The sequence below is a fragment of the Herbaspirillum huttiense genome, from assembly GCF_004367745.1.
GTDB classification, from domain to species: domain Bacteria; phylum Pseudomonadota; class Gammaproteobacteria; order Burkholderiales; family Burkholderiaceae_D; genus Herbaspirillum; species Herbaspirillum huttiense.
This window is the reverse complement of the sequence record NZ_CP037993.1, coordinates 1,650,609-1,675,871: the sequence shown is the minus strand read 5'-3', so window position 1 is coordinate 1,675,871 and position 25,263 is coordinate 1,650,609. Positions and strand designations below refer to the sequence as shown.

At 61.6% G+C, this 25,263-nt stretch carries 19 protein-coding genes and 1 tRNA gene; 10 read left to right on the top strand and 10 right to left on the bottom strand.

The window, feature by feature from the left end:
• Nucleotides 1–149: 149 nt before the first annotated feature.
• Nucleotides 150–1,064 carry a LysR family transcriptional regulator gene (locus tag E2K99_RS07420; RefSeq protein WP_034332993.1) on the bottom strand — a complete coding sequence of 305 codons (915 nt, stop codon included), beginning with the start codon at nt 1,062–1,064 and terminating at the stop codon, nt 150–152.
• 168 nt (nt 1,065–1,232) lie between these two features.
• Between E2K99_RS07420 and E2K99_RS07415 the strand changes: the two genes are divergently transcribed.
• The 4 genes from E2K99_RS07415 (at nt 1,233) to E2K99_RS07395 (ending at nt 4,357) form a co-directional block, all read left to right on the top strand.
• Nucleotides 1,233–2,171 (top strand): D-hexose-6-phosphate mutarotase, encoded by a 939-nt coding sequence (locus E2K99_RS07415; protein ID WP_134221823.1) that lies wholly within the window; start codon nt 1,233–1,235, stop codon nt 2,169–2,171.
• 214 nt (nt 2,172–2,385) lie between these two features.
• Complete coding sequence (locus tag E2K99_RS07410) at nt 2,386–3,465, top strand: tartrate dehydrogenase (protein WP_134134805.1); 1,080 nt, start codon at nt 2,386–2,388, stop codon at nt 3,463–3,465.
• A 287-nt stretch (nt 3,466–3,752) separates the two neighbouring features.
• Nucleotides 3,753–4,193 (top strand): surface-adhesin E family protein, encoded by a 441-nt coding sequence (locus E2K99_RS07400; RefSeq protein WP_121038499.1) that lies wholly within the window; start codon nt 3,753–3,755, stop codon nt 4,191–4,193.
• Nucleotides 4,194–4,272: 79 nt separating this feature from the next.
• Nucleotides 4,273–4,357: transfer RNA gene (locus E2K99_RS07395), tRNA-Leu, on the top strand.
• Between the two features lie 738 nt (nt 4,358–5,095).
• On the opposite strand, the gene E2K99_RS07390 is transcribed toward E2K99_RS07395, so the two are convergent.
• Nucleotides 5,096–6,004 carry a LysR family transcriptional regulator gene (locus E2K99_RS07390; protein WP_121038496.1) on the bottom strand — a complete coding sequence of 303 codons (909 nt, stop codon included), beginning with the start codon at nt 6,002–6,004 and terminating at the stop codon, nt 5,096–5,098.
• A gap of 109 nt (nt 6,005–6,113) precedes the next feature.
• Between E2K99_RS07390 and E2K99_RS07385 the strand changes: the two genes are divergently transcribed.
• The 3 genes from E2K99_RS07385 (at nt 6,114) to E2K99_RS07375 (ending at nt 10,323) form a co-directional block, all read left to right on the top strand.
• The gene (locus tag E2K99_RS07385; protein WP_134221822.1) at nt 6,114–6,920 is read left to right on the top strand and encodes a substrate-binding domain-containing protein; all 807 of its coding nucleotides are present in this window, start codon (nt 6,114–6,116) and stop codon (nt 6,918–6,920) included.
• Between the two features lie 57 nt (nt 6,921–6,977).
• Nucleotides 6,978–8,285 (top strand): MFS transporter, encoded by a 1,308-nt coding sequence (gene tcuC, locus E2K99_RS07380; RefSeq protein WP_134221821.1) that lies wholly within the window; start codon nt 6,978–6,980, stop codon nt 8,283–8,285.
• A gap of 409 nt (nt 8,286–8,694) precedes the next feature.
• Complete coding sequence (locus E2K99_RS07375; protein WP_134221820.1) at nt 8,695–10,323, top strand: methyl-accepting chemotaxis protein; 1,629 nt, start codon at nt 8,695–8,697, stop codon at nt 10,321–10,323.
• Nucleotides 10,324–10,335: 12 nt separating this feature from the next.
• Here the strand turns inward: E2K99_RS07375 and E2K99_RS07370 are convergent, their stop codons facing one another.
• The 5 genes from E2K99_RS07370 to gshA form a co-directional block, all read right to left on the bottom strand.
• Nucleotides 10,336–10,869: a hypothetical protein gene (locus E2K99_RS07370; protein WP_134221819.1), complete on the bottom strand. Its 534-nt coding sequence runs from the start codon at nt 10,867–10,869 to the stop codon at nt 10,336–10,338.
• A gap of 133 nt (nt 10,870–11,002) precedes the next feature.
• Nucleotides 11,003–12,778: a dihydrolipoyl dehydrogenase gene (gene lpdA, locus E2K99_RS07365; protein ID WP_134221818.1), complete on the bottom strand. Its 1,776-nt coding sequence runs from the start codon at nt 12,776–12,778 to the stop codon at nt 11,003–11,005.
• Between the two features lie 30 nt (nt 12,779–12,808).
• Nucleotides 12,809–14,473 carry a dihydrolipoyllysine-residue acetyltransferase gene (gene aceF, locus E2K99_RS07360; protein ID WP_134221817.1) on the bottom strand — a complete coding sequence of 555 codons (1,665 nt, stop codon included), beginning with the start codon at nt 14,471–14,473 and terminating at the stop codon, nt 12,809–12,811.
• A 164-nt stretch (nt 14,474–14,637) separates the two neighbouring features.
• Nucleotides 14,638–17,334 carry a pyruvate dehydrogenase (acetyl-transferring), homodimeric type gene (gene aceE / locus E2K99_RS07355; RefSeq protein ID WP_121038407.1) on the bottom strand — a complete coding sequence of 899 codons (2,697 nt, stop codon included), beginning with the start codon at nt 17,332–17,334 and terminating at the stop codon, nt 14,638–14,640.
• 546 nt (nt 17,335–17,880) lie between these two features.
• The gene (gshA, locus tag E2K99_RS07350) at nt 17,881–19,476 is read right to left on the bottom strand and encodes a glutamate--cysteine ligase (RefSeq protein ID WP_134221816.1); all 1,596 of its coding nucleotides are present in this window, start codon (nt 19,474–19,476) and stop codon (nt 17,881–17,883) included.
• A 298-nt stretch (nt 19,477–19,774) separates the two neighbouring features.
• On the opposite strand from gshA, the gene folD reads away from it, so the two are divergent.
• Nucleotides 19,775–20,620 carry a bifunctional methylenetetrahydrofolate dehydrogenase/methenyltetrahydrofolate cyclohydrolase FolD gene (gene folD / locus E2K99_RS07345; protein ID WP_134221815.1) on the top strand — a complete coding sequence of 282 codons (846 nt, stop codon included), beginning with the start codon at nt 19,775–19,777 and terminating at the stop codon, nt 20,618–20,620.
• 69 nt (nt 20,621–20,689) lie between these two features.
• Nucleotides 20,690–22,765, top strand: coding sequence for a M3 family metallopeptidase (locus tag E2K99_RS07340; protein WP_134221814.1), 2,076 nt, complete (start codon nt 20,690–20,692; stop codon nt 22,763–22,765).
• A gap of 134 nt (nt 22,766–22,899) precedes the next feature.
• Here E2K99_RS07340 and E2K99_RS07335 read toward each other — a convergent pair whose 3' ends face one another.
• From E2K99_RS07335 to E2K99_RS25850, 3 genes are read right to left on the bottom strand one after another with little or no spacing between them, the layout of a single operon-like run.
• Nucleotides 22,900–23,250: a hypothetical protein gene (locus E2K99_RS07335; protein ID WP_134221813.1), complete on the bottom strand. Its 351-nt coding sequence runs from the start codon at nt 23,248–23,250 to the stop codon at nt 22,900–22,902.
• The gene (locus E2K99_RS07330) at nt 23,247–23,930 is read right to left on the bottom strand and encodes an alpha/beta fold hydrolase (RefSeq protein ID WP_134221812.1); all 684 of its coding nucleotides are present in this window, start codon (nt 23,928–23,930) and stop codon (nt 23,247–23,249) included. The genes E2K99_RS07335 and E2K99_RS07330 overlap by 4 nt, the downstream gene beginning before the upstream one ends.
• Nucleotides 23,927–24,463 (bottom strand): PAAR domain-containing protein, encoded by a 537-nt coding sequence (locus E2K99_RS25850; RefSeq protein WP_134221811.1) that lies wholly within the window; start codon nt 24,461–24,463, stop codon nt 23,927–23,929. The genes E2K99_RS07330 and E2K99_RS25850 overlap by 4 nt, the downstream gene beginning before the upstream one ends.
• Nucleotides 24,464–24,824: 361 nt before the next feature.
• Here E2K99_RS25850 and E2K99_RS07320 point away from each other — a divergent pair, with 361 nt between their 5' ends.
• Complete coding sequence (locus tag E2K99_RS07320) at nt 24,825–25,244, top strand: DNA polymerase III subunit chi (RefSeq protein ID WP_134221810.1); 420 nt, start codon at nt 24,825–24,827, stop codon at nt 25,242–25,244.
• Nucleotides 25,245–25,263 lie beyond the last annotated feature (19 nt).

Here is a 25,263-nt window from a genome sequence, read left to right as displayed (position 1 = left end):
TTCTCTGGCGCACCACCTCTCCCCGTTCGAACTGAGTAGCCGCAAAGCGGCGTATCGAAGGCGCACCGTACGCAGCGCCTTCGATACGCGCCTGGCGGCGCTACTCAGTCCGAACGGGGAGTGACAGATTCAACGAGGCTATCGCCAGCTCACACCGTCGCCGACGATGCCGTGACATCCAGATGCTTCTGCAGGAAGCGCACGCATTCCCGGACCTTGGCCGAATTCTTCAACTGCACCGGATAGACCGCACACAGGTCGGCCTCCTGGAAATACTGCGGCAGCACCCGCACCAAGCGCCCGCGCTTGAGGCTGTCGGCCACATCCCAGATCGAACGCAGGATGATGCCGTGCCCATCCACCGCCCACTGGTGGATGATCTCGCCGTGGTTGGAGGCCAGTCCACCGGACACCTTCACCGTCTCCTGCCCCTTGGGCCCCATCATGCGCCAGATCCCGAAGGACTGGTTGCGCTCGCGGATCACCAGGCACTGGTGCTGGCGCAGCGCGGCCAGGTCGGCGGGCGCACCATGCTTCTTCAGATACGCCGGACTGGCGCACAGCACGCGCTGGCTGGGCAGGATGCGCTTGGAGAACAGGTGCGGCTCATGCCCCGCGCCCACCCGGATATCGAGGTCGATGCCCTCGTTGACCAGATCGATCTGCCGGTCTACCAGCTCCAGCTGTATCTTCAGTTCCGGATGTTCGCTGGCAAAGCGCGACAGCAGCGGCGACACCACCTTGCGCCCCAGGCCGAAGCTGGTACTGATCTTCAACAAGCCGCGCGGCACGCGCTTGGCACTGCTGACGGTTTCCATCATCTGCTCGACATCATCGAGAATCTTGCGCGCCCATTCGTGGACATTGCCGCCATCCTCCGTCATGACCACGCTGCGCGTGGTGCGATGGAACAGCCGCACGCCCAGCGCCTGTTCCAGCAGGGCGATGCGCTTGCTGATGTAGGCCGGCGAGGCACCCACTTCACGTGCCGATTCTGCAAAGTTGCTGTGGCGGGCCACCACGCAGAACAGGCGCAGGTCTTCAAGCAGGGGAGAATTGTTCACGATATGTAGGCATTGGAGTTCACGATCTGTGGATTATAGTCCCGGACCGCCCTCCGCCCCCAACCTGGCGAGACGCGGCGCATCGCCTGCCCCATCGGCCAATTTCCCGCAAGCGCCCGAAATGTGGCAGTCTTGCGCAATCGCAACGAATTCTCTTGGAGTAGCAGCATGAGCCTCATCGACGAACAGGAAGTCCCGCCCGATCTCCCTCATATCCAGCGCATCGAAGTCAATCAACTGCAATGCCTGCGCGTGCAGACCGAGCGCGCCGAACTGCTGATCGCCGAGCAAGGCGCGCAGGTGCTGCGCTACCAGGTGCACGGCCAGGAACCGGTGATCTGGATGAGCGAGGAAGCCGCCTTCGAGGCCGGCAATTCGGTACGTGGCGGCATCCCGGTGTGCTGGCCGTGGTTCGGCGACCTCATGCGCAACCCGCCGCAAGTACAAGCGCTGCACGCTGGTGGCCGCCTGCCGGCGCACGGCCTGGTGCGTGGCATCCCCTGGCTCTTGATGGAAAATGCCATCGAAGGCGACACCGTGCGCCTGGTCCTGGCCATTCCGCCGACGACCGAATCGCCGGCCCTGCGCCACCTGCCGCCGGGCATCGAACTGCGCCTGGAAATCCTGCTGGATGATCGCCTGCACCTGAAACTCACCACCCGCAATGGCAGCGAACAGCACATCGCCCTCACGCAAGCGCTGCACAGCTACTTTGCCGTGAGCAGCATCCACAACGTGACGGTCGATGGCCTCGAAGGCCAGCGCTACATCGAAACCCTGGAAGGCTGGGCCGAGCGCGAGCAGAAGCGTCCGCTGGTGGTCAGCAGCGAGACCGACCGCATCTATCTGGACCTGCCGCCGCACCTGTCCATCCGCGACGAGGGCTGGAACCGCCGCATCCACATCGAGGCCAGCGGTTCCACTTCGGCCGTGGTCTGGAACCCGTGGGTGAGCAAGGCGCGCCGCCTGTCGCAGTTTGCCGATGATGCCTGGCAGCGCATGCTGTGCATCGAGACCGCCAACGTGATGGACGATCTGGTGGAACTGGAACCGGGCGCCGAACACACCATGGGCGTGAGCCTCTGGGGCGAGACGCTGGGCGGCTGACGCGGCCCTCGCAGCAGACTCACCCGAAAAAGGCAGTGCTGTGATGACGGCACTGCCTTTTTTCATGGCTGACGTTTTCTGCACTGTTCACGAATCGTGTTTTATAAAATCACCAGTTCGTGGATGATCCGGCGCGGGAAGCGATTTATGATGGCTGCACTTTATATACAGCCCCGGCAAGCCGGTTACCCCTTTCTCCAGAGGAGCAGCAACGATGAGCAAGACCCACAAGATCGCCGTGATCGCCGGTGACGGTATCGGCCAGGAAGTGATGCCCGAAGGCCTGCGCGCGGTCGAGGCCGCTGCCAGGAAGTTCGGCATCGACATCGAGTTCAGCCATTTCGACTGGGCGCACTGCGGTTATTACGCGCAGCACGGCAAGATGATGCCGGATGACTGGTTCGATCAGTTGAAGGGTTTTGAAGCCATCTTCTTCGGCGCGGTCGGCTGGCCGGCCACGGTGCCTGATCACGTCTCGCTGTGGGGTTCGCTGCTGAAATTCCGCCGCGATTTCGACCTCTACGTCAACCTGCGTCCGGTGCGCCTGATGCCGGGCGTGCCCTGCCCGCTGGCCAACCGCAAGCCGGGCGACATCGATTTCTACGTGGTGCGCGAGAACACCGAAGGCGAGTACTCTGCCATCGGCGGCCGCATGTTTGAAGGCACCGAGCGCGAGACCGTGATCCAGGAATCGGTGTTCAGCCGCAAGGGTACCGACCGCATCCTGAAGTTCGCTTTCGACCTGGCGCAGAGCCGTCCCAAGAAGCACCTGACCTCGGCCACCAAGTCCAACGGCATCGCCATCACCATGCCTTACTGGGATGAGCGCGTGGAAGCCATGGGCGCCAAGTATCCCGACGTGCGCCGCGACAAGTACCACATCGACATCCTGACCGCGCACTTCGTGCTGAACCCGGACCGCTTCGATGTGGTGGTGGCCTCCAACCTGTTCGGCGACATCCTCTCCGACCTCGGCCCGGCCTGCGCCGGCACCATCGGCATTGCGCCCTCGGCCAACATCAATCCGACGCGCGAGCTGCCGTCGCTGTTCGAGCCGGTGCACGGTTCGGCGCCGGACATCTTCGGCAAGAACATCGCCAACCCGGTGGCCACGATCTGGTCCGGTGCGATGATGCTGGACTTCCTGGGCAATGGCGAAGGCAAGTATCGCCAGGCGCACGATGCCATGCTGGCGGCCATCGAGGAGGTGCTGGTCAATGGACCGACAACGCCGGACCTGGGCGGCAAGAGCAATACGACCGAAGTGGGCAAGGCGATTGCTGCGGCGATCTGATCGCTGACCGCTCTTCATTGCAGCAACAAGTGGCTCGCCTGGTGCGGGCCATTTTTTCGTGGGGCATTTCATGCGGTGGGGCCATGTTCAATCGTAAAGGGCATGTTAGGATGGCCGCACTTTCATTTTTCGCGATCGATGAGTTGGACATGGCTGCAAGCCTGCGCATGACAGGACACCGCTTGCTGGCGGAGCTGCTCTTCTGGAGCATCACGCTGGTGCTGTTGCTGGAGGACGATGTCGCCATGCTGGCCATGATGCTGACCTGACGCGACGCCCTGCCCCACATGGATCCACGCTTTTCTTCTTTCCTCTCCGCACCCCGCCTGTCCCTTCTGCTGGCGACGGCACTGGCTGCGGCCTGCCTGCCGGCGCATGCCGAGTGGATGCCGCTGGGGGAGAACAACATCGGCAGCTTCTTCATCGACAAGGGCAGCATCGTCAACACGCGCAGCGTGCGGCAGGCGCAGATCCTGCTGAACTGGAACCGTCCGCAGCTGCTGATGGGCCAGGGCAGCAAGACGTATTACCTGTCGGAGATCTCGACCGCCTACTTTGATTGCACGGCGCGCCAGCTCGGCTTTGGCAGCCGCAAGATGTATGCGCAGGCCGATGGCAAGGGTCAATTGCTGCTGGCACCGCAGCTGGCGTATTCGGACGTGAAGCTGCAGGATCCGATACCTGGTTCGACGGGGGAACGGGCCATTGAGGCGGTGTGCGGTAAATAATTTTCACATCAGTGGTGCACCGGGGGTCTTCAGGGCTTGCCCGGCAAAGCGAAATCGGTAATAATCGCTGGCTCGCGTCGCCGGGATGGCGGAATAGGTAGACGCACGGGACTCAAAATCCCGCGCCGCAAGGCGTGCCGGTTCGATTCCGGCTCCCGGCACCACAGAATCGTTCGATGCAGTACCGAGATGTTTGAAAGCCCGCAGTGTTCGATGACACTGCGGGCTTTTTGTTGTTCAAGTCCGTCCAGGGACCTGGCATCAGCGTTCTTCCTGGCCCCGGAAGACGTCAAAGTTCTTTGGTGCGCAGCTCGAGAATGATTTCTCCGAAGACTGGCTCGCCGTCGCTACCGCTGTCTGTCCATGGATGATTTCCGTTGACCTGCGCCGTTCGTCAAGGACTTCATTCTTCGTGCATCGCGAGATCGCCTGCCAGCAGGGCCAAGGATGGATCCTGTACCAGTCCGGCTATCCATTTGTCCGGGAAAGACAGCCCTCCCCGGAGCGAAAATAATTTTCTGCAGCAAGCAGTATCATTTTTCCGCCCACAGCTATATAATCGCCCCCTCTTCGAAAAAAGACCGCCGCAACCGCGCCCTCCAGCGCATGCCGCCACCCCGTTTTTCGACAGACAGCGAGTCACGGACAGCAGCATTAATCGCAGGTCCGGATTGCAGAGAATACACACAAAAAGGCCCTCGCTTGCGAGGGCCTTTTTTATGGCCAACGGTTTTGCAAATAATTTGCGCAACCCCGCCAGAAACCGCGCCAACGCTGGAAACTTATCCCCGTTTTATGTGCATAAACTTGTGGATAAGCCATTTCCACCCCACGCAAGTGCCGTCCCCGCCTGCCCTCCCAATAAACCGCACAAAATTTAGGCAGCCCTGTGTACCAGAAAATCATTTACGCGGCTTGCTCGCCATCGCCTCGCGCAAGGCTTGCGCCAGCGTCGCGGCCGCCGGTTTCAGGACCCGTCCCTTCAAGGTAATCAAGCCCATCGCCCGGCTCAAGACCGGACTGGTCACCGGCCGCGCCACAATGCCCTTGTAGGGCGCATTGCGAATGGCCAGCTCCGGCAGCAAGGCCACCCCAAGCCCGGCGGCGACAAGGCTGATGGCCCCGGCCACGTGATTGGTCTCATACTGGATCACCGGCCGCTGCGGTACCCGCGAGAAGGCATTGTCGATCAGGCTGCGGTTGCCGCTGCTGGAGGAGACCGACACCAGCTTCTCCCCCGCCAGGGACTTCCAGTGCAAGCTGCTCTGCGCAGCCAGCGGATGATGGGCCGGCATCACCGCCAGATAACGTTCGCGCGTCAATTCCTGGAAATCGATCTCGGCTTCCTGCGCGCCGATGAAGTTCACGCCGAAATCGGCCTCGCCCTTGCGCACGCTCTCCAGCACCTCCGCCGCATTTTCGTCGATGATGCGCACCCGCACATTGGGATGCGTGCGCGCGTACGGTTTCAATACCAGCGGCAGCAAATTGTTGGCCACCGAGGGCACGCAGGCCACCGTCACGTGTTCGCGCCGATGCGCCATGCCTTGCTCCACGCTCCTGACGGCCAGCTCCAGTTCATCCATCACGGCCTGGGCATGCACCAGGAACAATTCACCGGCAGGCGTGAGCGAGACCCGCCGGGTGGTGCGATCGAACAGTCTTTCCTGCAAGGCCTGCTCCAGGTTCTCGATGCGGCGGCTCAGTGCCGGTGCCGTGATGAACAGACCCTCAGCCGCCGCCCGAAAGCTTGACTGGCGCGCGACGGCGAGAAAGGCCTGCAATTCGGCGGTCTCGATATTGATGCGCATTTTTTATCAATCCCCAGAATAATTGCAATTAACTTTTCAACGGATTCTACGCAAACTGCCGGGTTCCATCCCTCACCACGACGAAATACATCGTCATCAGGAGATCCGCATGATCCGTTCCAACTCCACCGCACGCTGTGTGCGCACCTCCATCTTCCAGCGCAGTGTCCTGGCCCTGGCGCTGGGTGCCGTCACTTCGCTGGCTGCTGCCGCCGACCTGCACGTGGTCAGCTCGGGTGGCTTTGCCGCCGCCTACAAGGCACTGGCCCCCGCCTTCGAAAAGAAGACCGGCCACAAACTCATCTCCGGCTGGGGCCCGTCCATGGGAGAAACCCCGCAAGCCATTCCCAACCGCCTGCAACGCGGCGAACAGATCGACGTGGTCATCATGGTCGGCGACTCGCTGGACAAGCTGGTGGCCGAAGGCAAGGTTTCCAAGTCCGAGCACAAGCTGCTGGCCCTCTCGCGCATCGGCCTGGCCGTCAAGGCCGGTGCCCCCAAGCCTGATATCTCCAGCATTGATGCCTTCAAGCGCACCCTGCTGACCGCCCATTCGGTGGTCTACTCCGACAGCGCCAGCGGCGTGTTCCTCTCCACCAAGCTGTTCAAGCGCCTCGGCATCGACCAGCAGATGGCCAACAAGGGCCGCATGATTCCGGCCGAACCGGTCGGTGAAGTGATCGCCCGCGGCGATGCCGAAGTGGGCCTGCAGCAGATCTCCGAGCTGAAGCCGGTCAAGGGCATCGACATCATCGGACCGATCCCCGAGAGCGCCCAGCAGATCACCCCCTTCTCCGGCGGCGTCGTGGTCGGCACCCACCAGCCCAAGGCCGCCAGGGAACTGCTGGACTTCCTGGCCTCGCCCGAAGCCATCGACGCCATCAAGGCATCCGGCCTGGACCCCGCGCCTCGCTGAAGAATGTGAAGGAAGGCGTCCAAGTACTGCCTCAAAGAGAGAAAGAGTGAGACCGACATGAACACAACAACCAAAACAAGCAGCACCGCCAAGCACTCCAAGCTGTCCACCGTCCTGCGCGTGACCAGCGGCAACTTCCTGGAGATGTTCGACTTCTTCCTTTATGGCTTCTATGCCAGCTACATCTCCAGGACCTTCTTCCCGTCGGACAACGAGTTCGTCTCGCTGATCCTGACCTTCGGCACCTTCGGTGCGGGCTTCCTGATGCGCCCCCTGGGCGCCATCATCCTGGGCAGCTACATCGATCGCGTCGGCCGCCGCCAGGGCTTGATCGTGACGCTGGCCATCATGGCCATCGGCACCTTGCTGATCGCCTTCGTGCCCGGCTATGCCACCATCGGCATCGCGGCACCGATCCTGGTGCTGACGGGACGATTGCTGCAGGGCTTCTCGGCGGGAGTGGAGTTGGGCGGCGTGTCGGTCTATCTGGCCGAGATGGCCACGCCCGGCAACAAGGGCTTTTACGTGAGCTGGCAGTCGGCCAGCCAGCAGGCGGCCATCATGGCGTCCGCCTTGATCGGCTATCTGGTCAGCCAGTGGCTGTCGCCGCTGCAGATCAGCGAATGGGGCTGGCGCATTCCCTTCTTCATCGGCTGCATGATCGTGCCGGCCATCTTCATCATCCGACGCTCGCTGCAGGAAACGGAAGAATTCATGGCGCGCAAGCACCATCCGGGTTTTGCGGAAATCATGGCCTCGATCGCCCAGAACTGGAAGATCGTGGTGGCCGGCATGATGATGGTGGTGATGACGACCGTGTCCTTCTATCTGATCACGGTCTACACGCCGACCTTCGGCAAGACTGTGCTCAAGCTGTCGGCCTCCGACAGTCTCATCGTGACCTTCTGCGTGGGCTTGTCCAACTTCTGCTGGCTCCCCGTCATGGGCGCACTGTCGGATCGCGTGGGCCGTCGTCCGGTACTGGTGGCCTTCACGTTGCTGACCTTGCTGACGGCGTATCCGATGATGTCCTGGCTGGTCGCCGACATCAGTTTCAAGAACCTGCTCATCACCGAGCTGTGGCTGTCCTTCCTCTATGCCAGCTACAACGGCGCGGCAGTGGTGGCGCTGACTGAAGTGATGCCGGCACATGTGCGCACGGTCGGCTTCTCGCTGGCCTACAGCCTGGCTACCGCGATCTTCGGCGGCTTCACGCCGCTGGTCTCGACCTGGCTGATCGAGTCGACCGGCGACAAGGCCGCCCCTGGTTACTGGATGAGCTTTGCGGCGGTCTGCGGGCTGATCGCGACGCTGGTGCTGTATCGGGGCAAACCGGCCGCGCGCACCACCCCTGCCATGCGCTGATCCTGCCCGCCGGCTGCTTTCCCTGAGCGGCCGCCCCCTCCGGCCGACGCCCTCGCGCCGGCCACTCCTTCCAGCCCCCCCCTTCACCCAATCGCGCCGTCGCCTCGCCGGGGATGCCGCCGGGTAGGCCGCACGGAAAAATAATCACATCCTGATGGATCTTTTCTGGCTGAGCTTACTCAATAGCGTTACAACACCCGTGCAATCATTTCAAAAGCTAAGGAAATGATGGCAATAAAACCATGCAATTGGCTCAAAACCACCGCACCAACATGGTGATAAGCCATTTTGCACCACTTATATACGGGAAAAGTCACAAAACCTGCACAAGGCGGCAACAGCCAAGGCAGGCCTGAACGGGGGGTTTGCAACCCAATCGGCAGCACATTTCATACACAGGGGCTTTTTCATGAACAAACTGAAGGTATCCACTCGCCTGGCGTTAGGTTTTGCCGGCGTCATCGTCCTGCTGCTCGTCATCTCGCTGGTGGGCATGTGGGGCTTGTCCACGGTCAAGAGCAATCTGAGCAACATCGTCGCCAACAACCAGCAAGGTGCTCTGGCGGACGTCATGAACAACAGCGTGCGTATTCGTGCCCTGGCCATCCGCAACATCGCCCTGTTCCAGGATCCGGCGCTGGTGTCCGCAGAAATCGAACGCATCAAGGTGCAGGAAAAAAGCTATCAGGAAGCTCGCGACAAGCTGCGCAAGCTCTTTGACGCGCCGGATACCTCCCGCAAGGAACGTGAGTTCTTTGATCAGATCGCGCAAAACGCCGCCGATACCGAGCCGCTGCTGAAACAGGCCGTCACTCTGGCCCAGGAGAACAAGACCACTGATCTGATCAACCTGCTGGTCCAGAAGATTCGTCCGGTGCAAGCCAAGTGGCTGGACAACCTCGATGCGCTGGGCCGCCTGGAAGATGATCTCAACGATCAGGCCGCCGCCGATGCCGAAACGACCTATCAACGCATCGCCACGACCATCTGGACCCTGGTGGCCGGCTCGGTGCTGCTGGCCTTGGGCGCAGCCGTCCTGATCGTGCGCAGTGTCCTGCGCCAGCTGGGTGGCGAACCGGCAGATGCCCAAGTCCTGGCGGCGCAGATCGCCCAGGGCAACCTGGCGGTGAGCATCCCGCTGGCCAAGGGCGACCAGCACAGCCTGATGGCCTCTCTCGACAACATGCGTGCCCAGCTCACCAGCATCGTCGACGGCATCAAGCGATCCGCCGAATCGATTTCCACTGCCGCCGGCCAGATCGCGATGGGCAATCTGGATCTGTCACGCCGTACCGAAGAACAAGCGGCTTCGCTGGAAGAGACCGCCTCCAGCATGGAAGAAATCACCTCCACCGTGGAGCAGAACACCCAGAACGCCGGCCAGGGCAACCAGCTGGCGCGCGCGGCCTCGCTGCACGCGCAGAAGGGAGGCGAAGTAGTGGAACGCGTGGTCGATACCATGAAGGATATTTCGCAGAGTGCCTACAAGATCACGGAGATCATTTCCACCGTGGAGGGCATCGCCTTCCAGACCAACATCCTGGCCTTGAATGCCGCGGTGGAAGCGGCGCGCGCCGGTGAGCAGGGACGCGGCTTCGCGGTGGTCGCCAGCGAAGTGCGCTCGCTGGCCCAGCGCAGCGCCTCGGCGGCCAAGGAAATCCGTGGCCTGATCGAGTCGTCGGTGGAACATGTGGAAGCTGGCCAGAAACTGGTCGATGAAGCTGGCCAGACCATGGATCAGGTGGTGCAATCGATCCAGCAGGTCAACGACCTCATGAGCGAGATCACAGCCGCCTCCAGCGAACAGAGTTCGGGGATCAGCCAGATCAACATCGCCATCTCGCAAATGGATGAAGTGACGCAGCAGAATGCGGCGCTGGTGGAAGAGTCGGCCAGTGCGGCGCAATCCATGGCGCAACAGGCAGACAGTCTGCGGGATGCCGTATCGGTGTTCCGGCTGGAACAGGCTCAGCCTGCCGTGCCTGCATCGCGCGAGAAGGTGATTCAACCGGGTATGGCACTGCTCAGCCCGGCCTGAAATTAACACACGCTAAGTTGCATCCCTGGCCCGCTGGTGCTGCGCTTCCGCAGCCTGGCGGGCTTTTTCTTTCAGGCGCGCCATGTTCATGCCGATGGCGACCACCACGGCAGAGGCGCTCCAGAACCAAAAGGCCGGTCGCTGGGCGAATTCCTGTTCAGGCGTGAAGGGAATCCACATGGTGTCCAGTGCCACCAGGACGAAGAAGACCGAGCTTGCTGGCCGGGCCAGCAGCTTCTCACTGAAGGAGATGAACAGCGAGAGGATCAGGCCGAGGTTGACGACGCTGTAGAAAGACATCGCCAGCCCCAGCCAACTGGGTTTTTCAAGCAGGAAGAACGGCATCATGAGCGAATAGACGAAGGCCAGCGCCCCCGGTTCGGTACCGAGCACGGGTACTACCAGCGAGACCATGAACAATAGCCAGCCAGCCTGAATTACGCGGCGGGCGCGCTTGAGATGAGGTGTCGTATCCGGAGCAGGCGCAGCGGGCAGCATCTCCGGGCGGGGCGGGGCAATGAAGAGATCGCGAAGAGACTTGGACATGAACAGGCCCGTTGGCAAGGGTGGCTGAAAAGGAAGAAGACGGACCTGGAAAAGACAAACGGCGAACCCGAAGGTTCGCCGTTGTCCTTGTTCGTCCTCCATCCCTGCCATGCAGCGGGCAGGGACCGGAAGATTACTTCTTGCGCTGCGGCGGCAAGTCCGTGCAATGCCCTTCGGCGACTTCAGCGGCCATGCCCAGCGATTCACCCAGGGTCGGGTGCGGGTGGATGGTCTTGCCGATATCGACGGCGTCCGCGCCCATCTCGATGGCCAGCGCCACTTCGCCGATCATGTCGCCTGCGTGCGTACCGACGATGCCGCCACCGATGATGCGATGGGTCTCGGCATCAAAGAGCAGCTTGGTGAAGCCTTCCGAACGGCCATTGGCCACGGCGCGACCGGAAGCGGCCCACGGGAAGTGGCCCTTCTCGATCTTGATACCCTTGGCCTTGGCTTCGTCTTCAGTCACGCCGACCCATGCCACTTCCGGATCGGTGTAGGCGACCGAGGGGATCACGCTGGCATCGAAGAAGCTCTTCTCGCCGGCAATCGCTTCAGCGGCTACGTGGCCTTCATGCACCGCCTTATGCGCCAGCATGGGCTGGCCCACCAGGTCGCCGATGGCGAAGATGTGCGGCACATTGGTGCGCATCTGCTTGTCCACGGCGATGAAGCCGCGATCGGAGACGATCACGCCCGCCTTGTCGGCCGACAGCTTCTTGCCGTTGGGGCTGCGGCCCACGGCCACCAGCACCAGGTCGTACAGTTGCGGCTTGGGTGCGGTGGCACCGGCTTCAGCGGCTTCGAATGTGACCTTGATGCCTTCGGGCAGGGCTTCCACGGCCACGGTCTTGGTCTTGACCATGACGTTGTCGAAGCGCTTCTCGTTGAACTTCTGCCAGACCTTGACCATGTCGCGGTCCGCACCTTGCATCAGGCCGTCCATCATCTCGACCACGTCGATGCGCGCGCCCAGGGTGGAATAGACGGTGGCCATTTCCAGGCCGATGATGCCGCCGCCGATGACCAGCATGCGCTTGGGCACCTGGCGCAGTTCCAGCGCGCCGGTCGAGTCGACGATGCGCGGATCCTGCGGTACGAACGGCAGGTTCACCACGGACGAACCGGCGGCGATGATGGCGTGCTTGAACTGCACCACCTTCTTGCTGCCGTCTTCAGCGGTGACTTCGATGTGGTTGGGGCCGGCGAACTGCCCGTTACCACGGACCACCTGAACCTTGCGCGCCTTGGCCATGCCGGCCAGGCCACCGGTCATGGTGCCGATGACCTTGTCCTTGTAGGCGCGCAGCTTGTCGATGTCGATCTCGGGCTTGCCGAAGGTCACGCCGTGCGAGGCCATGGCAGCGGTCTCGTCGATCACGGCAGCCACGTGCAGCAGGGCCTTGGAAGGGATGCAGCCGACGTTGAGGCAGACGCCACCCAGGGTCGCATCGCGCTCGACGATGACGGTGTTCAGGCCCAGGTCGGCCGCGCGGAAGGCAGCCGAGTAACCGCCAGGACCACCACCGAGCACCATCACGTCGCACTGCACATCGGCGCTGCCGCCGAAGCTGGCAGCGGCCGGTGCCGCCGCCGGGGCGGCGGGTGCAGCAGCAGGCGCTGCAGCCGGAGCGGGTGCAGCGGCCGGTGCCGGTGCGGCAGCCGCTTCACCAGCGGCTTCCACCATCAGCAGCAGCGAGCCTTCGGCGACCTTGTCACCGACCTTGACCTTCACTTCCTTGACCACGCCGGCCTGGCTGGACGGGATTTCCATGCTGGCCTTGTCGGATTCGACGGTGATCAGCGACTGATCCACCTTGATGGTGTCGCCGACCTTGACCATCACCTCGATGACTTCGACTTCCTTGAAATCCCCGATATCGGGGACCTTGACTTCAGAGAGACTCATTGTCCTGACTCCGTAATGTTCGGTGGTGGCTTAGAGGAGCGACTTGCGCAGATCGCCCAGCACGTCGGCCAGATAAGCCGAGAAGCGCGCGCCCATGGCGCCGTCGATGACGCGGTGGTCATAGGACAGCGAGGTCGGCAGCATCAGGCGCGGCACGAACTGCTTGCCATCCCACACCGGCTTGGTGATCGACTTGGACAGGCCCAGGATGGCCACTTCCGGCGCATTGATGATGGGCGTGAAGGCGGTACCGCCAATGCCACCCAGCGAGGAGATGGTGAAGGTCGCGCCTTGCATGTCGGCGGGCTTCAACTTGCCGTCGCGGGCTTGGGCGGACAGTTCGCCCATTTCGGTAGCGATCTGGCCGATGCTCTTCTGGTCGGCGTTCTTGATGACCGGCACCACCAGGCCATTCGGGGTATCGGCGGCGAAGCCGATGTTGTAGTACTTCTTCAGGATCAGGTTCTCGCCCTTCTCGTCCAGGGACGCATTGAAGGCCGGGAATTTCTTCAGGGCCGAAACGCTGGCCTTGATGACGAACGCCAGCATGGTCAGCTTGACCGGCGACTTGGCCTTGGCGAAGGCGTCGTTGGAGGTCTTGCGGAATTCTTCCAGCTCGGTCACGTCGGCTTCGTCGAACTGCGTCACGTGGGGAATCATGACCCAGTTGCGATGCAGGTTGGGGCCGCTGATCTTCTTGATGCGCGACAGCGGTTGCAGTTCGGTTTCACCGAACTTGCTGAAGTCCAGCGACGGCCACGGCAGCAGGTTCATGCCCGAACCGCTGCCATTGGTCGCCGGTGCGGCAGCGGCCACCGAAGTGGAACCGGCCATGACGCCCTTGACGAAGTTCTGCACGTCCAATTGCAGGATGCGGCCCTTGGGACCGGTCGCCGGCACGCGCGAGAGGTCCACGCCCAGTTCGCGGGCGAACTTGCGCACGGAAGGCGAAGCGTGGGCCTTGCCGCCGGTGCTGGTAGCCGATGCGGTAGCGATGGCAGGTGCGGCAGCAGCGGCCGGCGCAGGGGCTGCAGCAGGAGCCGGTGCAGCGGCCGGCGCGGCTGCAGGTGCGGCGGCGGCAGGAGCCGCGGCAGCAGCCGGTGCGCCACCCGCAGCTTCGATGGTGGCGATGATGCTGCCCTTGGCGACCTTGTCACCCAGCTTGATCTTCAGTTCCTTGATGACGCCGGCGTGACTGGAGGGAATCTCCATGCTGGCCTTGTCGGATTCCACGGTCAGCAGGGATTGCTCGGCCTTGACGGTGTCGCCGACCTTGACCATGACTTCGATGACTTCCACTTCCTTGAAGTCACCGATATCAGGGACTTCGATCTCGATGGTGCCACCACCGGCGGCGGCAGGCGTCGCAGCCGGAGCCGGTGCAGGTGCGGAAGCCTGTGCGGCGGCCGGCGCAGCGGCGGCGGCTTGCGGTGCGGCGGCAGGGGCCGCTGCAGCGCCCTCGCCTTCGACGATCACCAGCAGCGAACCTTCGGCGACCTTGTCACCGACCTTGACCTTGATTTCCTTGACCACGCCGGCCTGGCTGGACGGGATTTCCATGCTGGCCTTGTCGGATTCAACCGTGATCAGCGACTGGTCGACCTTGATCGTGTCGCCGACCTTGACCATCACCTCAATGACTTCGACTTCCTTGAAATCGCCGATGTCCGGGACTTTTACTTCGACTTGACTCATCTGATGCGCTCCGTTGTTCTGTTCCCAGGCACTGGGCCGGGAGAAGTATTCGCTTGGGGCAGGTGCTGCCTGAGCAGCGGACCTCCCCGTTGGGGTGGCAGTTCCAGACACGACACATCCCCGCGATCAGCAGGCTGAGGCGGGGATGGTCGGTCAGGCAGTCCTTACAGGGTCACCGGGTTCGGCTTGTTCGGATCGATGCCGTATTTGGCGATGGCTTGCGCCACCACTTCCGGCTTGATCTTGCCTTCATCGGCCAGCGACTTCAGGGCGGCCACGGTCACGAAGTAACGGTTCACTTCGAAGAACTCACGCAGCTTGGCGCGGGTGTCCGAACGGCCGTAGCCGTCGGTGCCCAGCACCTTGTAGGAGCGGCCCTTCGGCACGAAGGCGCGGACCTGCTCGGCGTAGGTGCGCATGTAGTCGGTGGAGACCACGATCGGGCCTTCGCTGCCTTCCAGCGATTGCTCGAAGTAGCTCTTCTTCGGGGCCTCGGCCGGATGCAGCATGTTCCAGCGTTCCACGTCCTGGCCATCGCGGGCCAGCAGGGTGAAGGACGGTGCGGACCAGACGTCGGCGTCGACCTTCCAGTCATCGCGCAGCAGGTCGGCCGCAGCGATGACTTCGCGCAGGATGGTGCCCGAACCCAGCAGTTGCACGCGCAGCTTGTTTTCCTTGCCGCCTTCGTTCAACAGGTACAGGCCCTTGATGATGCCCTCTTCCTGGCCCGGCTTGATGCCAGGGTGGCCGTAGTTCTCGTTCATCACGGTGATGTAGTAGAACACGTCTTCCTGGTTGGCCACCATGCGGCGCAGGCCGTCATGGATGATCACGGCGACTTCGTGGGCGAAGGTCGGGTCGTAGGGGATGCAGTTCGGGATCGCCGAGGCGAACACGTGGCTGTGGCCGTCTTCGTGCTGCAGGCCTTCACCGTTCAGGGTGGTACGGCCGGCGGTGCCGCCGATCAGGAAGCCGCGAGCGCGCATGTCACCAGCTGCCCATGCCAGGTCGCCGATACGTTGCAGACCGAACATGGAGTAGTAGGTGTAGAACGGAATCATCACGCGGTTGTTGGTCGAGTACGAGGTCGCCGCAGCGATCCACGAGCTCATGCCACCGGCTTCGTTGATGCCTTCCTGCAGGATCTGGCCGGCCTTGTCTTCGCGGTAGTACATCACCTGGTCCTTGTCGACCGGTTCGTACAGCTGGCCGACCTGGCTGAAGATGCCGATCTGGCGGAACAGGCCTTCCATACCGAAGGTACGGGACTCGTCGACCATGATGGGCACCACGCGCGGGCCCAGGTTGGGGTCGCGCAGCAGTGCGGTCAGCACGCGCGAATAGGCGGCGGTGGTGGAGATCTCACGGCCTTCGGCGGTGGGTTCCAGCATGGCCTGGAAGGCCGACAGTTCCGGCACCGGCAGCTTTTCGTCGGCGTGGACGCGGCGCTGCGGCAGGTAGCCGCCCAGGGCCTTGCGGCGCTCGTGCAGGTACTGCATTTCCGGCGCGTCGTCAGCCGGTTTGAAGAACGGGATGTTGGGCAGTTCGGCGTCCGAGATCGGCAGCTGGAAGCGGTCGCGCATGGCGCGGATGGCTTCGTCGTCCAGTTTCTTGGTGTTGTGCGCAGTGTTGCGCGCTTCGCCGGCCTTGCCGAAACCATAGCCCTTGATGGACTTGGCCAGGATCACGGTCGGCTGGTCCTTGGATTCCTGCGCGACCTTGAAGGCCGCGTAGATCTTGTGCGGGTCGTGGCCGCCGCGGGTCAGGCGCCAGATGTCGTCATCCGACATCTTGGAGACCATCTCCAGCAGCTTGGGATGCTTGCCGAAGAAGTGCTTGCGCACGAAGGCGCCGTCCTTGGCCTTGTAGTTCTGGTACTCGCCGTCGACGGTTTCCATCATGACCTTCTGCAGGATGCCGTCCTTGTCCTTGGCCAGCAGCTCGTCCCAGCCGCTGCCCCAGATGACCTTGACCACGTTCCAGCCAGCACCGCGGAAGTCGGACTCCAGTTCCTGGATGATCTTGCCATTGCCGCGCACCGGGCCGTCCAGGCGCTGCAGGTTGCAGTTGACCACGATGACCAGGTTGTTCAGCTTTTCACGGCCGGCCATGCCGATGGCGCCCATCGATTCCGGTTCGTCCATTTCGCCGTCGCCACAGAAGGCCCAGACCTTGCGGTTGTCGGTCTTGGCGATGCCACGGGCGTGCAGGTACTTCAGGAAGCGTGCCTGGTAGATCGCCATCAAGGGACCCAGGCCCATCGACACGGTCGGGAACTGCCAGAATTCCGGCATCAGCTTGGGGTGCGGGTAGGACGACAGGCCATGACCGTCGGCTTCGCGGCGGAAGTGGATCAGCTGGTCTTCGGTCAGGCGGCCTTCCAGGAAGGCGCGCGCGTAGATGCCGGGCGAGGAGTGGCCCTGGATGTACAGCAGGTCGCCGCCGTGCTCTTCGGTCGGGGCGTGCCAGAAGTGGTTGAAGCCGATGCCCAGCATGTTAGCCAGCGACGCGAAGGAAGACAGGTGGCCACCCAGGTCGCCATCCACGCGGTTGGCCTTGACCACCATGGCCATGGCGTTCCAGCGCATCCAGGAGCGCAGGCGCTCTTCATATTCCAGGTTGCCCGGGCAGTGCTCGCCCTGGTCGGCCGGAATGGTGTTGACGTAGGCAGTGTTGCTGGAGAAGGGGATGTGGGCACCACGGCGGCGCGCCAGATCGACCATGCGTTCCATCAGGTAGTGGGCGCGGTCCGGGCCTTCCTTTTCGATCACGGCTTCGAGGGCGTCAAGCCACTCCTGGGTTTCCATCACATCGGGATCGTTGGCGGCCTGCGCCAGAACTTGATCGATTTGGGCTGACATGTCATGTCTCCTGGTTGTTGAGAGATCCGTCCGGTCGGGTGGACCAGGCGGGTCGGTCGGTTCATTCGGTACGCAATGCCGCCGGCAGGTGTTGCAGGAAAAGCGCCATGTGTTGCCTGTGCTGCAATCCTTCCCGGCCCGTGGGGCAAGGCGTTGGAGGCGAAACAGGCTTAAATGTACGGTCTTCCAGCCGTGTGGACGACGAATTTTATCAGGGAATTTTTGATTTTCAAATTACGATAATCAATTTCATAATACGAAAATATGCTGCAAAGCGGCATGAATAGGGGCTTCCCGGGCCTCGTATTTTTACTGTATGCCCCTGTGAGAGAGGGTTTCTTGCCCTGTTTGCAATGCCGCAAAGGCTGCCGGCAGAGCCTCAAACAGCATTTTTCGCTCCATAAAAGTGAACGGAAAGAATTGCCAAGGCAGCAATGACCTGCCTTTCCGGCCGACAAGCAAAAACGCCTCGTCGAGGGACGAGGCGTTGCCATTTTGCATATCGTTCAGGGATTGCCCACCATAAATGAAGCGGAAGGTCCGGTATCAGATGGCGATATTGCCCAGGGTACTGGCCCGGTAGGCGGCCACGAAGGTATCGAAGTCGCCGACCTGGGTGCGCTCGATGTCGCGCTGGGCATCCAGCGAAGCCTGGGCGATGGCCACGAAGTCAGCCGTCCTGGAGGACGAGAGCGGACGGGCGATCAGTTCGGCGGCCTGGCGCTGGCTGTTGGCCAGGGTATAAGCCGGGAAGGAATTGCCGGCTTCGCGGATCTCGCGCAGGACGCGTGCCGAGGGCGTGCTGTCGGGATCGGCCAGCTTGGCGCGCTGCACGGCCAGGCTGTCACGGTGCTGGGTGCCGCCGAGATGACGGTCCAGCAGCTCGGCGACCGGCTCCATGCGGTCCAGCAGTTGCTGGCCCCAGTCGGTGAGCAGCAGGCTTTCCCCCTTGAACTGCAGCTTCAAGCCGGGACGGCGGCCTTCCTTGACGGTGGCCAGGAAGTTGGCGCGGTTTTCCACGCCCTCCTCGTCCGAGGTCAGGCAGCTCGATTCCAGCGCCAGGAAGTGCAGGAACACATCCAGGAAACGCGCCGCTTCCAGGCCGATGCCCAGCGGATTGAAAGGATCGATGTCCATGCAGCGCACTTCCACATACTGCACGCCGCGCGCCGACAGCGCCTGCACCGGGCGCTCGCCGCTGTTGATGACGCGCTTGGGGCGGATCGCCGAGTAGAACTCGTTTTCGATCTGCAGGATGTTGGTATTGATCTGCACCCATTCACCGTCGCGCTTGGTGCCAATGGCTTCATACGGCGGATACGGCTCGCTGACGGCATGCGCCAGGCTGCGGATGTAAGCCGGCAGGTTGTTGTAGTGCGGGGTGATGTTGGCCTGGGCGTGGTTCTGGTAGCCCAGGTCGCTCATGCGCAGGCTGGTGCCGTAGGGCAGGAAGAGCGTGTCTTCGGACAAGGTCTCCAGCTGATGCGGCCGGCCGCGCAGGAAATTGGTCGCCACGGCCGGTGAAGCACCGAACAGGTACATCAGCAGCCAGCTGTAGCGGCGGAAGTTGCGGATCAGGGCAATGTAGCGCTCGGACTGGTAATCGCGGCGCGACAGGGAAGGATCGACGGTGTCATCGCCGTCCCGCAGGACTTCCCACAAGTCTTCACTTAAAGAGAAGTTGTAGTGAATACCGGCGATGCACTGCATGGTGCGGCCATAGCGCAGCGCCAGGCCCCGGCGGTAGACGTGCTTCAACATGCCGATGTGCGAGCTGCCGTACCAGGCCAGGGGAATCTCGTCTTCCGGCGGCAGCACGCAGGGCATCGAGGCATTCCACAGGAATTCGCCGTCCAGCTTGGTGTAGGCAAAGCGGTGGATCTCGTCCAGGCGCTGCAGGGCATCGGCGATGTCGGGCATGGCCGGCGTGATGAACTCCAGCAGCGACTCCGAATAATCGGTGGTGATCAGGTCATTGGTCAGGGCCGATCCCAGCGCCGGCGGATGGGGCGTGCGGGCCAGATGACCCTGGCCGTCCACGCGCAGCGTCTCCCGTTCCACGCCGCGCAGGCCCTGGCCCAGCAGCGCAAGATGGTGCGGCTGGGAAAGCTGTTGCAGGCGGCGGGTGAGGAGATCGGTCATGCGGTAGTCCTTGGTTCTTGTCGCTATGTATTAGCAGCTGGGGCTTCAGGATGCGGGAGCATAACCGAAATTGCAAATCCCCGTCGTGCGCCACCCCAAATGCCAAGATGAAGGAAATTGATGCAAAAAGCATTTGCAATCCAGCAACATGTCGACTCGCACCGGCATTTCGTCCGGCCTGCCGCCTGGCTTTATAATCACGGGTTCCGGTGCTTTGCGCCTTGAGTTCGAGTGGTCCCGGCCTGACCGGGCGCCTTCTTTCCAGCCCTGCCCTTCACTTTCTAAAGCCTTATCTGCCATGTCTGCCCAACTGATCGACGGAAACCTGCTCTCCCAACAACTGCGCGCCGAAGTGGCCAAGCGCGCCGCCGCCCTCACCGCCCAAGGCAAGCAACCCGGCTTGGCCGTGATTCTGGTGGGCGACAGCCCGGCTTCCCAGGTCTACGTGCGCAACAAGGTCAAGGCCTGCCAGGACAACGGCCTGCACTCCGTGCTGGAAAAATATGAAGCCTCGATGACGGAAGCCGAGCTCCTGGCCCGCATCGACGCCCTCAACGCCGATCCCAAGATCAACGGCATCCTGGTGCAGCTGCCGCTGCCGGCCCATATCGACGCCCACAAGGTGATCGAAGCCATCGCCCCGGAAAAGGACGTGGACGGTTTCCACGTCAGCAACGCCGGCCTGCTGATGACCGGCCAGCCGCTGTTCCGCCCCTGCACCCCCTATGGCGTCATGAAGATGCTGGAATCGATCGACTACCCGGTGCGTGGCGCCAATGCGGTGGTGGTCGGTGCCTCGAACATTGTCGGCAAGCCGCAGGCGATGTTGCTCTTGCAAGCCGGTGCCACCGTCACTATCTGTAACTCCAAGACCCGTGACCTCGGCCACCACACCCGCCAGGCCGACATCCTGGTGGTCGCCACCGGCAAGCGCAACATCGTCACCGCCGACATGGTCAAGCCTGGCGCAGTCGTCATCGACGTCGGCATGAACCGCGATGACAACGGCAAGCTGTGCGGCGACGTCGATTTCGCCAATGCCAAGGAAGTTGCCGGCTGGATCACCCCGGTGCCCGGTGGCGTGGGTCCGATGACCATCACCATGCTGCTGGTCAACACCATTGAAGCCGCCGAACGCAGCTGATCGGCACGCCCTTAGCGCATTACCCTCCGGCAGCCTGGCTGCCGGATGTTTTCAGAGAAACGAGAGCCCATGACCACCACTGACATCGCCGCCAATCCCCTGCTCGATTTCTCGGGCTATGCCCAGTTCGATGCCATCCAGCCGGAGCACGTCACCCCGGCACTGGACAAGCTGCTGGCCGACGCCAGCCGCCTGGTCACCGAACTGGAAGCACCGATGGCCGAAGTCACCTGGGACAATTTCGTCGAGCCGCTGGAATCGGCCACCGAAAAGCTGGGCCGCGCCTGGAGCGTGGTCGGCCACCTCAATTCGGTGATGGACACCCCGGCCCTGCGCGCCACCTACAACCAGAACCAGCCGCGCCTGGTGGAATTCTGGACCGCACTGGGCCAGAACCTGGCGCTGTTCGAGAAGTACAAGGCCCTGCAGGCCAGCCCGGCCTTCGCCTCCCTGTCGGCCGCGCGCCGCAAGGTGGTGGACAATGCCGTGCGCGACTTCCGCCTGTCCGGTGCCGAACTGGCCGACGACAAGAAGGAACGCTTCGCCGAGATCCAGGAAAAGCAGGCCATGCTGACCACCCGTTTCTCCGAAAACGTGCTGGACGCCACCAATGACTTCGCCCTCTTCGTCGAGGACGAGGCCGAATTGTCGGGGCTTCCGGCCGATGTGAAGCAAGCTGCACGGGCCGCCGCCGAGAAGGATGGCAAGCCCGGCTACAAGTTCACGCTGCACTTCCCCTCGTATTTCCCGGTGCTGCAATATGCAGATAATCGCGCGCTGCGCGAGAAGATCTACCGCGCCAACGCCACCAAGGCGTCCGAGCTGGGCGTCAAGCCGGAATGGGACAACAGCGGCAACATCGACCAGATCCTGCAACTGCGCAAGGAAGAAGCGCAATTGCTGGGCTACGCCAACTTTGCCGAAGTGTCGCTGGTGGCCAAGATGGCCAAGTCGCCCGGCGAAGTGATCGCCTTCCTGGAAGACCTGGGCCAGCGCGCGCGCCCCTTCGGCCAGAAGGACTACGAAGAACTGAAGACCTTCGCCCGTGAAAAGCTGGGCCTGGACGAACTGAAGGCCTGGGACAGCACCTATGCCTCCGAAAAACTGCGCGAGCAGCGCTACGCCTTCTCGGAACAGGAAGTGAAACAATATTTCCCCGAGCCCAAGGTGGTCGGTGGCCTGTTCCAGGTGGCGCAGCAGCTCTTCGGCGTGCAGATCAAGCCCGATACCGCGCCGGTGTGGCACAAGGATGTGAAGTTTTACCGCATCGAGCGTGATGGCCAGCTGGTGGGCCAGTTCTACCTGGACCTGTATGCCCGCTCCGGCAAGCGTGGCGGCGCCTGGATGGATGATGCGCGCGCGCGCCGCCTGACTGCGCAAGGCGTGCAAACCCCGATCGCCTACCTGGTCTGCAATTTCACCGAACCTGCGGTGGTCGATGGCGTGTCCAAGCCGGCCCTGTTCACGCATGATGAAGTGATCACCCTCTTCCACGAATTCGGCCATGGCCTGCATCACATGCTGACGCAGGTCGATGAAGTGGGCGTGTCCGGCATTTCCGGCGTGGAATGGGATGCGGTGGAACTGCCCTCGCAATTCATGGAGAACTTCTGCTGGGAATGGGATGTACTGCAGCAGCTGACCGCGCATGCCGATACCGGCGAGCCGCTGCCGCGCGCGCTGTATGACAAGATGATCGCCGCCAAGAACTTCCAGTCCGGCCTGCAGATGCTGCGCCAGGTGGAGTTTTCGCTGTTCGACATGCTGATCCACCATGAATATGAAGCCGGTGGCCAGCAAACCGTGCAGCAGCTGCTCGACAGCGTGCGTGACCGCGTTGCTGTCATCCGCCCGCCGGAATTCAACCGCTTCCAGCATTCCTTCTCGCACATCTTCGCAGGCGGGTATGCGGCGGGTTACTACAGCTACAAGTGGGCTGAAGTGCTGTCGGCGGATGCATACAGCGCGTTTGAGGAAGCGGCTGCCGGCAGCGGCAACGTGATCTCGCTGGAAACCGGTCGCCGCTTCCAGCAGGAAATCCTGGCCGTGGGCGGTTCGCGTCCGGCCATTGAGTCTTTCAAGGCTTTCCGTGGGCGGGAGCCGAGCATTGATGCCTTGCTGCGGCATAGCGGCATGGCCGCCTGAGTTACCAGTTCTTCATATAGTAAAAGTAAATAAAGCCTCGGTGGAAACCGGGGCTTTGTTGTTTGTGGGACTTTCTCAGCTGTATTGGCCCATAAGGAGGGGCGACGTTCATCGAAAATGAGCGAGGCAGCTTCCTAAGGAAAATGGTTTTTCAGCAGCATTTCAAAAGAGACGGATAGCAGGAAAAAAATCAGTCCGAATCCAACCATGAGGTTGATGATGTGACGGTTCGGTAGAAATTTTGCCGGGCTGTCGTTTTTGACAAATATCCAGAACGGCGAGACCGCGAGAAGTCCAAGCATTAACAATTGACACCAGGACGCGAACCGGAAGCCCCAGCCGGCAACATGCTGGAAGTGCCACTCATTCGACAATCCATAAGAAATGGTTCCGCGTAGATAATCTGGCCCACTGACAATGAACAAGATTGCTCCAAGAAGGGCCAGTACACGAAGCGCATTTGGCAAAATGCTTCTAAAAATCATCTTAAGCCCTGTCGATATAAATAGTTCGCGAGTTGCCTGCGACGAAACTTCCCTTCATCAGAGTCCGGTCTGTAATAGAAATGCCCTACACCGCGCGTGGTGCCAGAGGCAGCATCCTGTTTCTCCAGCGTTGATTTTGAGAGAATGAGCCGCCACTGCGACATGCCGGCAAAAATAGGGTCTTTGTACTCCCGAAGGTCAATAATAATGACTCTCTTGATGTTTCGGTTCGTCTGTAGCTTTTCAAGAAAATCCCGATCAATAGGGGAAGCAATCAACACCAGGTGATCGACAATATGCCCATTTCTAGCGTAGACGTGAGCTGTTTGTGCAGCCATCAATGATCCGTAGGAATAACCGATCAGATTGAACTGTTCGGCAGGAACTTTCTCCATGCCCTCAATCAGCAAGGTTCGATCATCGCCGCGCCCCACATAGCGCAGGTCAGTAGCAGAGCGTGCCGCATCCGGATAATCGCCATAGGTGCGCTTTCCTATCCAGACATGCTCAATTCCGGCTTCTTGGAGTGCGGCGACTTGATCCTGGATGTAAGGTCCATTCAGGCCGGCACCACCCCAATAAACCGAGCCGCGTGGCTTATTGACACGTATGGGGACTGGCTCCGAATCCGACTTCAGCGTTAACGCTACCGTCGCAACGGCGACTGCCTGCGGAATCATGCGGAGCCTCCCGAGTAGCCTTCTGGCATGACCTCGATAGTGACTTCTGCCGGGTCATCAGAAGACACTTTCGCTGTCTTGCCATCAATGTCGGTTTTTCCTTCAGTAACTTTTCCGTTGCAAATCATCCGGTAATAGCGATGGGCAAGAGCTTGCCCCGTCTCCTCGTCTGTCACGACGAAGTGCTGATCGTACCCCTCATTCATCTTCCCTATCCACTCGCCTTCCTCGTTTTGAACAAAGCGAAGCGGTATTTCCTCCCCATCATCACTGCCTACACCGTCAATTTCGTTGAGCGTTGATTGCAACGGGCATCCGGCACTCGTTTTCATTCCATGAATCACCTGCGGCCGTCCATTGGTCAAGGTGGAGCGAGCAAAACCGTGTGCAATGATGCAATTCTTGCGGCACGCCATGCGAGCGCCTTGAAATGCATAAGCACGCCCATGGCTGAAGCAAGTCTGGTCACCTTCGATCACCGTACCACCGCAGGCGGCTTTGTCCCCGTAGCGAATCCAACCGATGATCTTCATGCGCATTCTCCCGTCCGGCCCAGATAGCCGGCTTGCCGAAGGCCATGCGTGCCGATGCTGCCTAAAAAATCGCTTACCAAGAGCCGCCCATCCGATTTCGTGTGTTTCATTTTTGCTCCTTCCATCAGTCGCCAACGCTCGCTCCAAAGCCCATCAGCGCTCGATCAAGAAGTGCTGACATTTTGGAGTGAAAGGAGTCTAAATTTGACAAGCGGCAAAGCAGATTACCCTCAAGCAATCAAGCCCCATTTCTCGAAAAAGATCGACTCACCTGACGGGAACCACTACCAAAGTCCGGCGGACAGGGGCCTTCTTCGGCACTCCGATAGCCTGCTGCACCGCGACCCACTATACTGACGGGATGACCCGAATCGACTTTCACAGCAACGTCCCGCAAAAGATCGCCTACGTGTGCCGTCTGGTGCGCAAGGCGCGCGCTTCCGGCGCCACCCTGGTACTGCGCACCCCCAACCGTGCCGAATTGCAGCAGCTGGACCAGGCGCTCTGGAGCTTGTCCGAGCAGGATTTCCTGCCGCACGTGATGGCCGGTGACCCGCTGGCCGCGCAGACGCCCATCATCCTGACCGCCGACGACAGCGCCGACCTGCCGCACCACCAGATCCTCATCAACCTGGGCAGCGACACCCCCGCGCATTTCGCGCGCTTCGAACGCCTCCTGGAAATCATTTCCGCCGACGACGCCGACAAGGCCGCCGGCCGCGACCGCTACCGTTTCTACAAGGAACGCGGCTATCCCCTCTCGCACCACGTGGCCGCCTGAGCCCGCCCCGCCCGCTCAC

Coding starts and splice junctions, on each gene's coding strand:
- lpdA (WP_134221818.1), bottom strand. CDS start 12,778: ATGAGTCTCTCTGAAGTCAAGGTCCCCGATATCGGGGATTTCAAGGAA.
- E2K99_RS07375 (WP_134221820.1), top strand. CDS start 8,695: ATGAACAAACTGAAGGTATCCACTCGCCTGGCGTTAGGTTTTGCCGGC.
- E2K99_RS07330 (WP_134221812.1), bottom strand. CDS start 23,930: ATGATTCCGCAGGCAGTCGCCGTTGCGACGGTAGCGTTAACGCTGAAG.
- E2K99_RS07335 (WP_134221813.1), bottom strand. CDS start 23,250: ATGATTTTTAGAAGCATTTTGCCAAATGCGCTTCGTGTACTGGCCCTT.
- E2K99_RS07340 (WP_134221814.1), top strand. CDS start 20,690: ATGACCACCACTGACATCGCCGCCAATCCCCTGCTCGATTTCTCGGGC.
- aceE (WP_121038407.1), bottom strand. CDS start 17,334: ATGTCAGCCCAAATCGATCAAGTTCTGGCGCAGGCCGCCAACGATCCC.
- tcuC (WP_134221821.1), top strand. CDS start 6,978: ATGAACACAACAACCAAAACAAGCAGCACCGCCAAGCACTCCAAGCTG.
- E2K99_RS07390 (WP_121038496.1), bottom strand. CDS start 6,004: ATGCGCATCAATATCGAGACCGCCGAATTGCAGGCCTTTCTCGCCGTC.
- E2K99_RS07320 (WP_134221810.1), top strand. CDS start 24,825: ATGACCCGAATCGACTTTCACAGCAACGTCCCGCAAAAGATCGCCTAC.
- aceF (WP_134221817.1), bottom strand. CDS start 14,473: ATGAGTCAAGTCGAAGTAAAAGTCCCGGACATCGGCGATTTCAAGGAA.
- E2K99_RS07410 (WP_134134805.1), top strand. CDS start 2,386: ATGAGCAAGACCCACAAGATCGCCGTGATCGCCGGTGACGGTATCGGC.
- gshA (WP_134221816.1), bottom strand. CDS start 19,476: ATGACCGATCTCCTCACCCGCCGCCTGCAACAGCTTTCCCAGCCGCAC.
- E2K99_RS07385 (WP_134221822.1), top strand. CDS start 6,114: ATGATCCGTTCCAACTCCACCGCACGCTGTGTGCGCACCTCCATCTTC.
- E2K99_RS07400 (WP_121038499.1), top strand. CDS start 3,753: ATGGATCCACGCTTTTCTTCTTTCCTCTCCGCACCCCGCCTGTCCCTT.
- E2K99_RS25850 (WP_134221811.1), bottom strand. CDS start 24,463: ATGAAGATCATCGGTTGGATTCGCTACGGGGACAAAGCCGCCTGCGGT.
- E2K99_RS07415 (WP_134221823.1), top strand. CDS start 1,233: ATGAGCCTCATCGACGAACAGGAAGTCCCGCCCGATCTCCCTCATATC.
- folD (WP_134221815.1), top strand. CDS start 19,775: ATGTCTGCCCAACTGATCGACGGAAACCTGCTCTCCCAACAACTGCGC.
- E2K99_RS07370 (WP_134221819.1), bottom strand. CDS start 10,869: ATGTCCAAGTCTCTTCGCGATCTCTTCATTGCCCCGCCCCGCCCGGAG.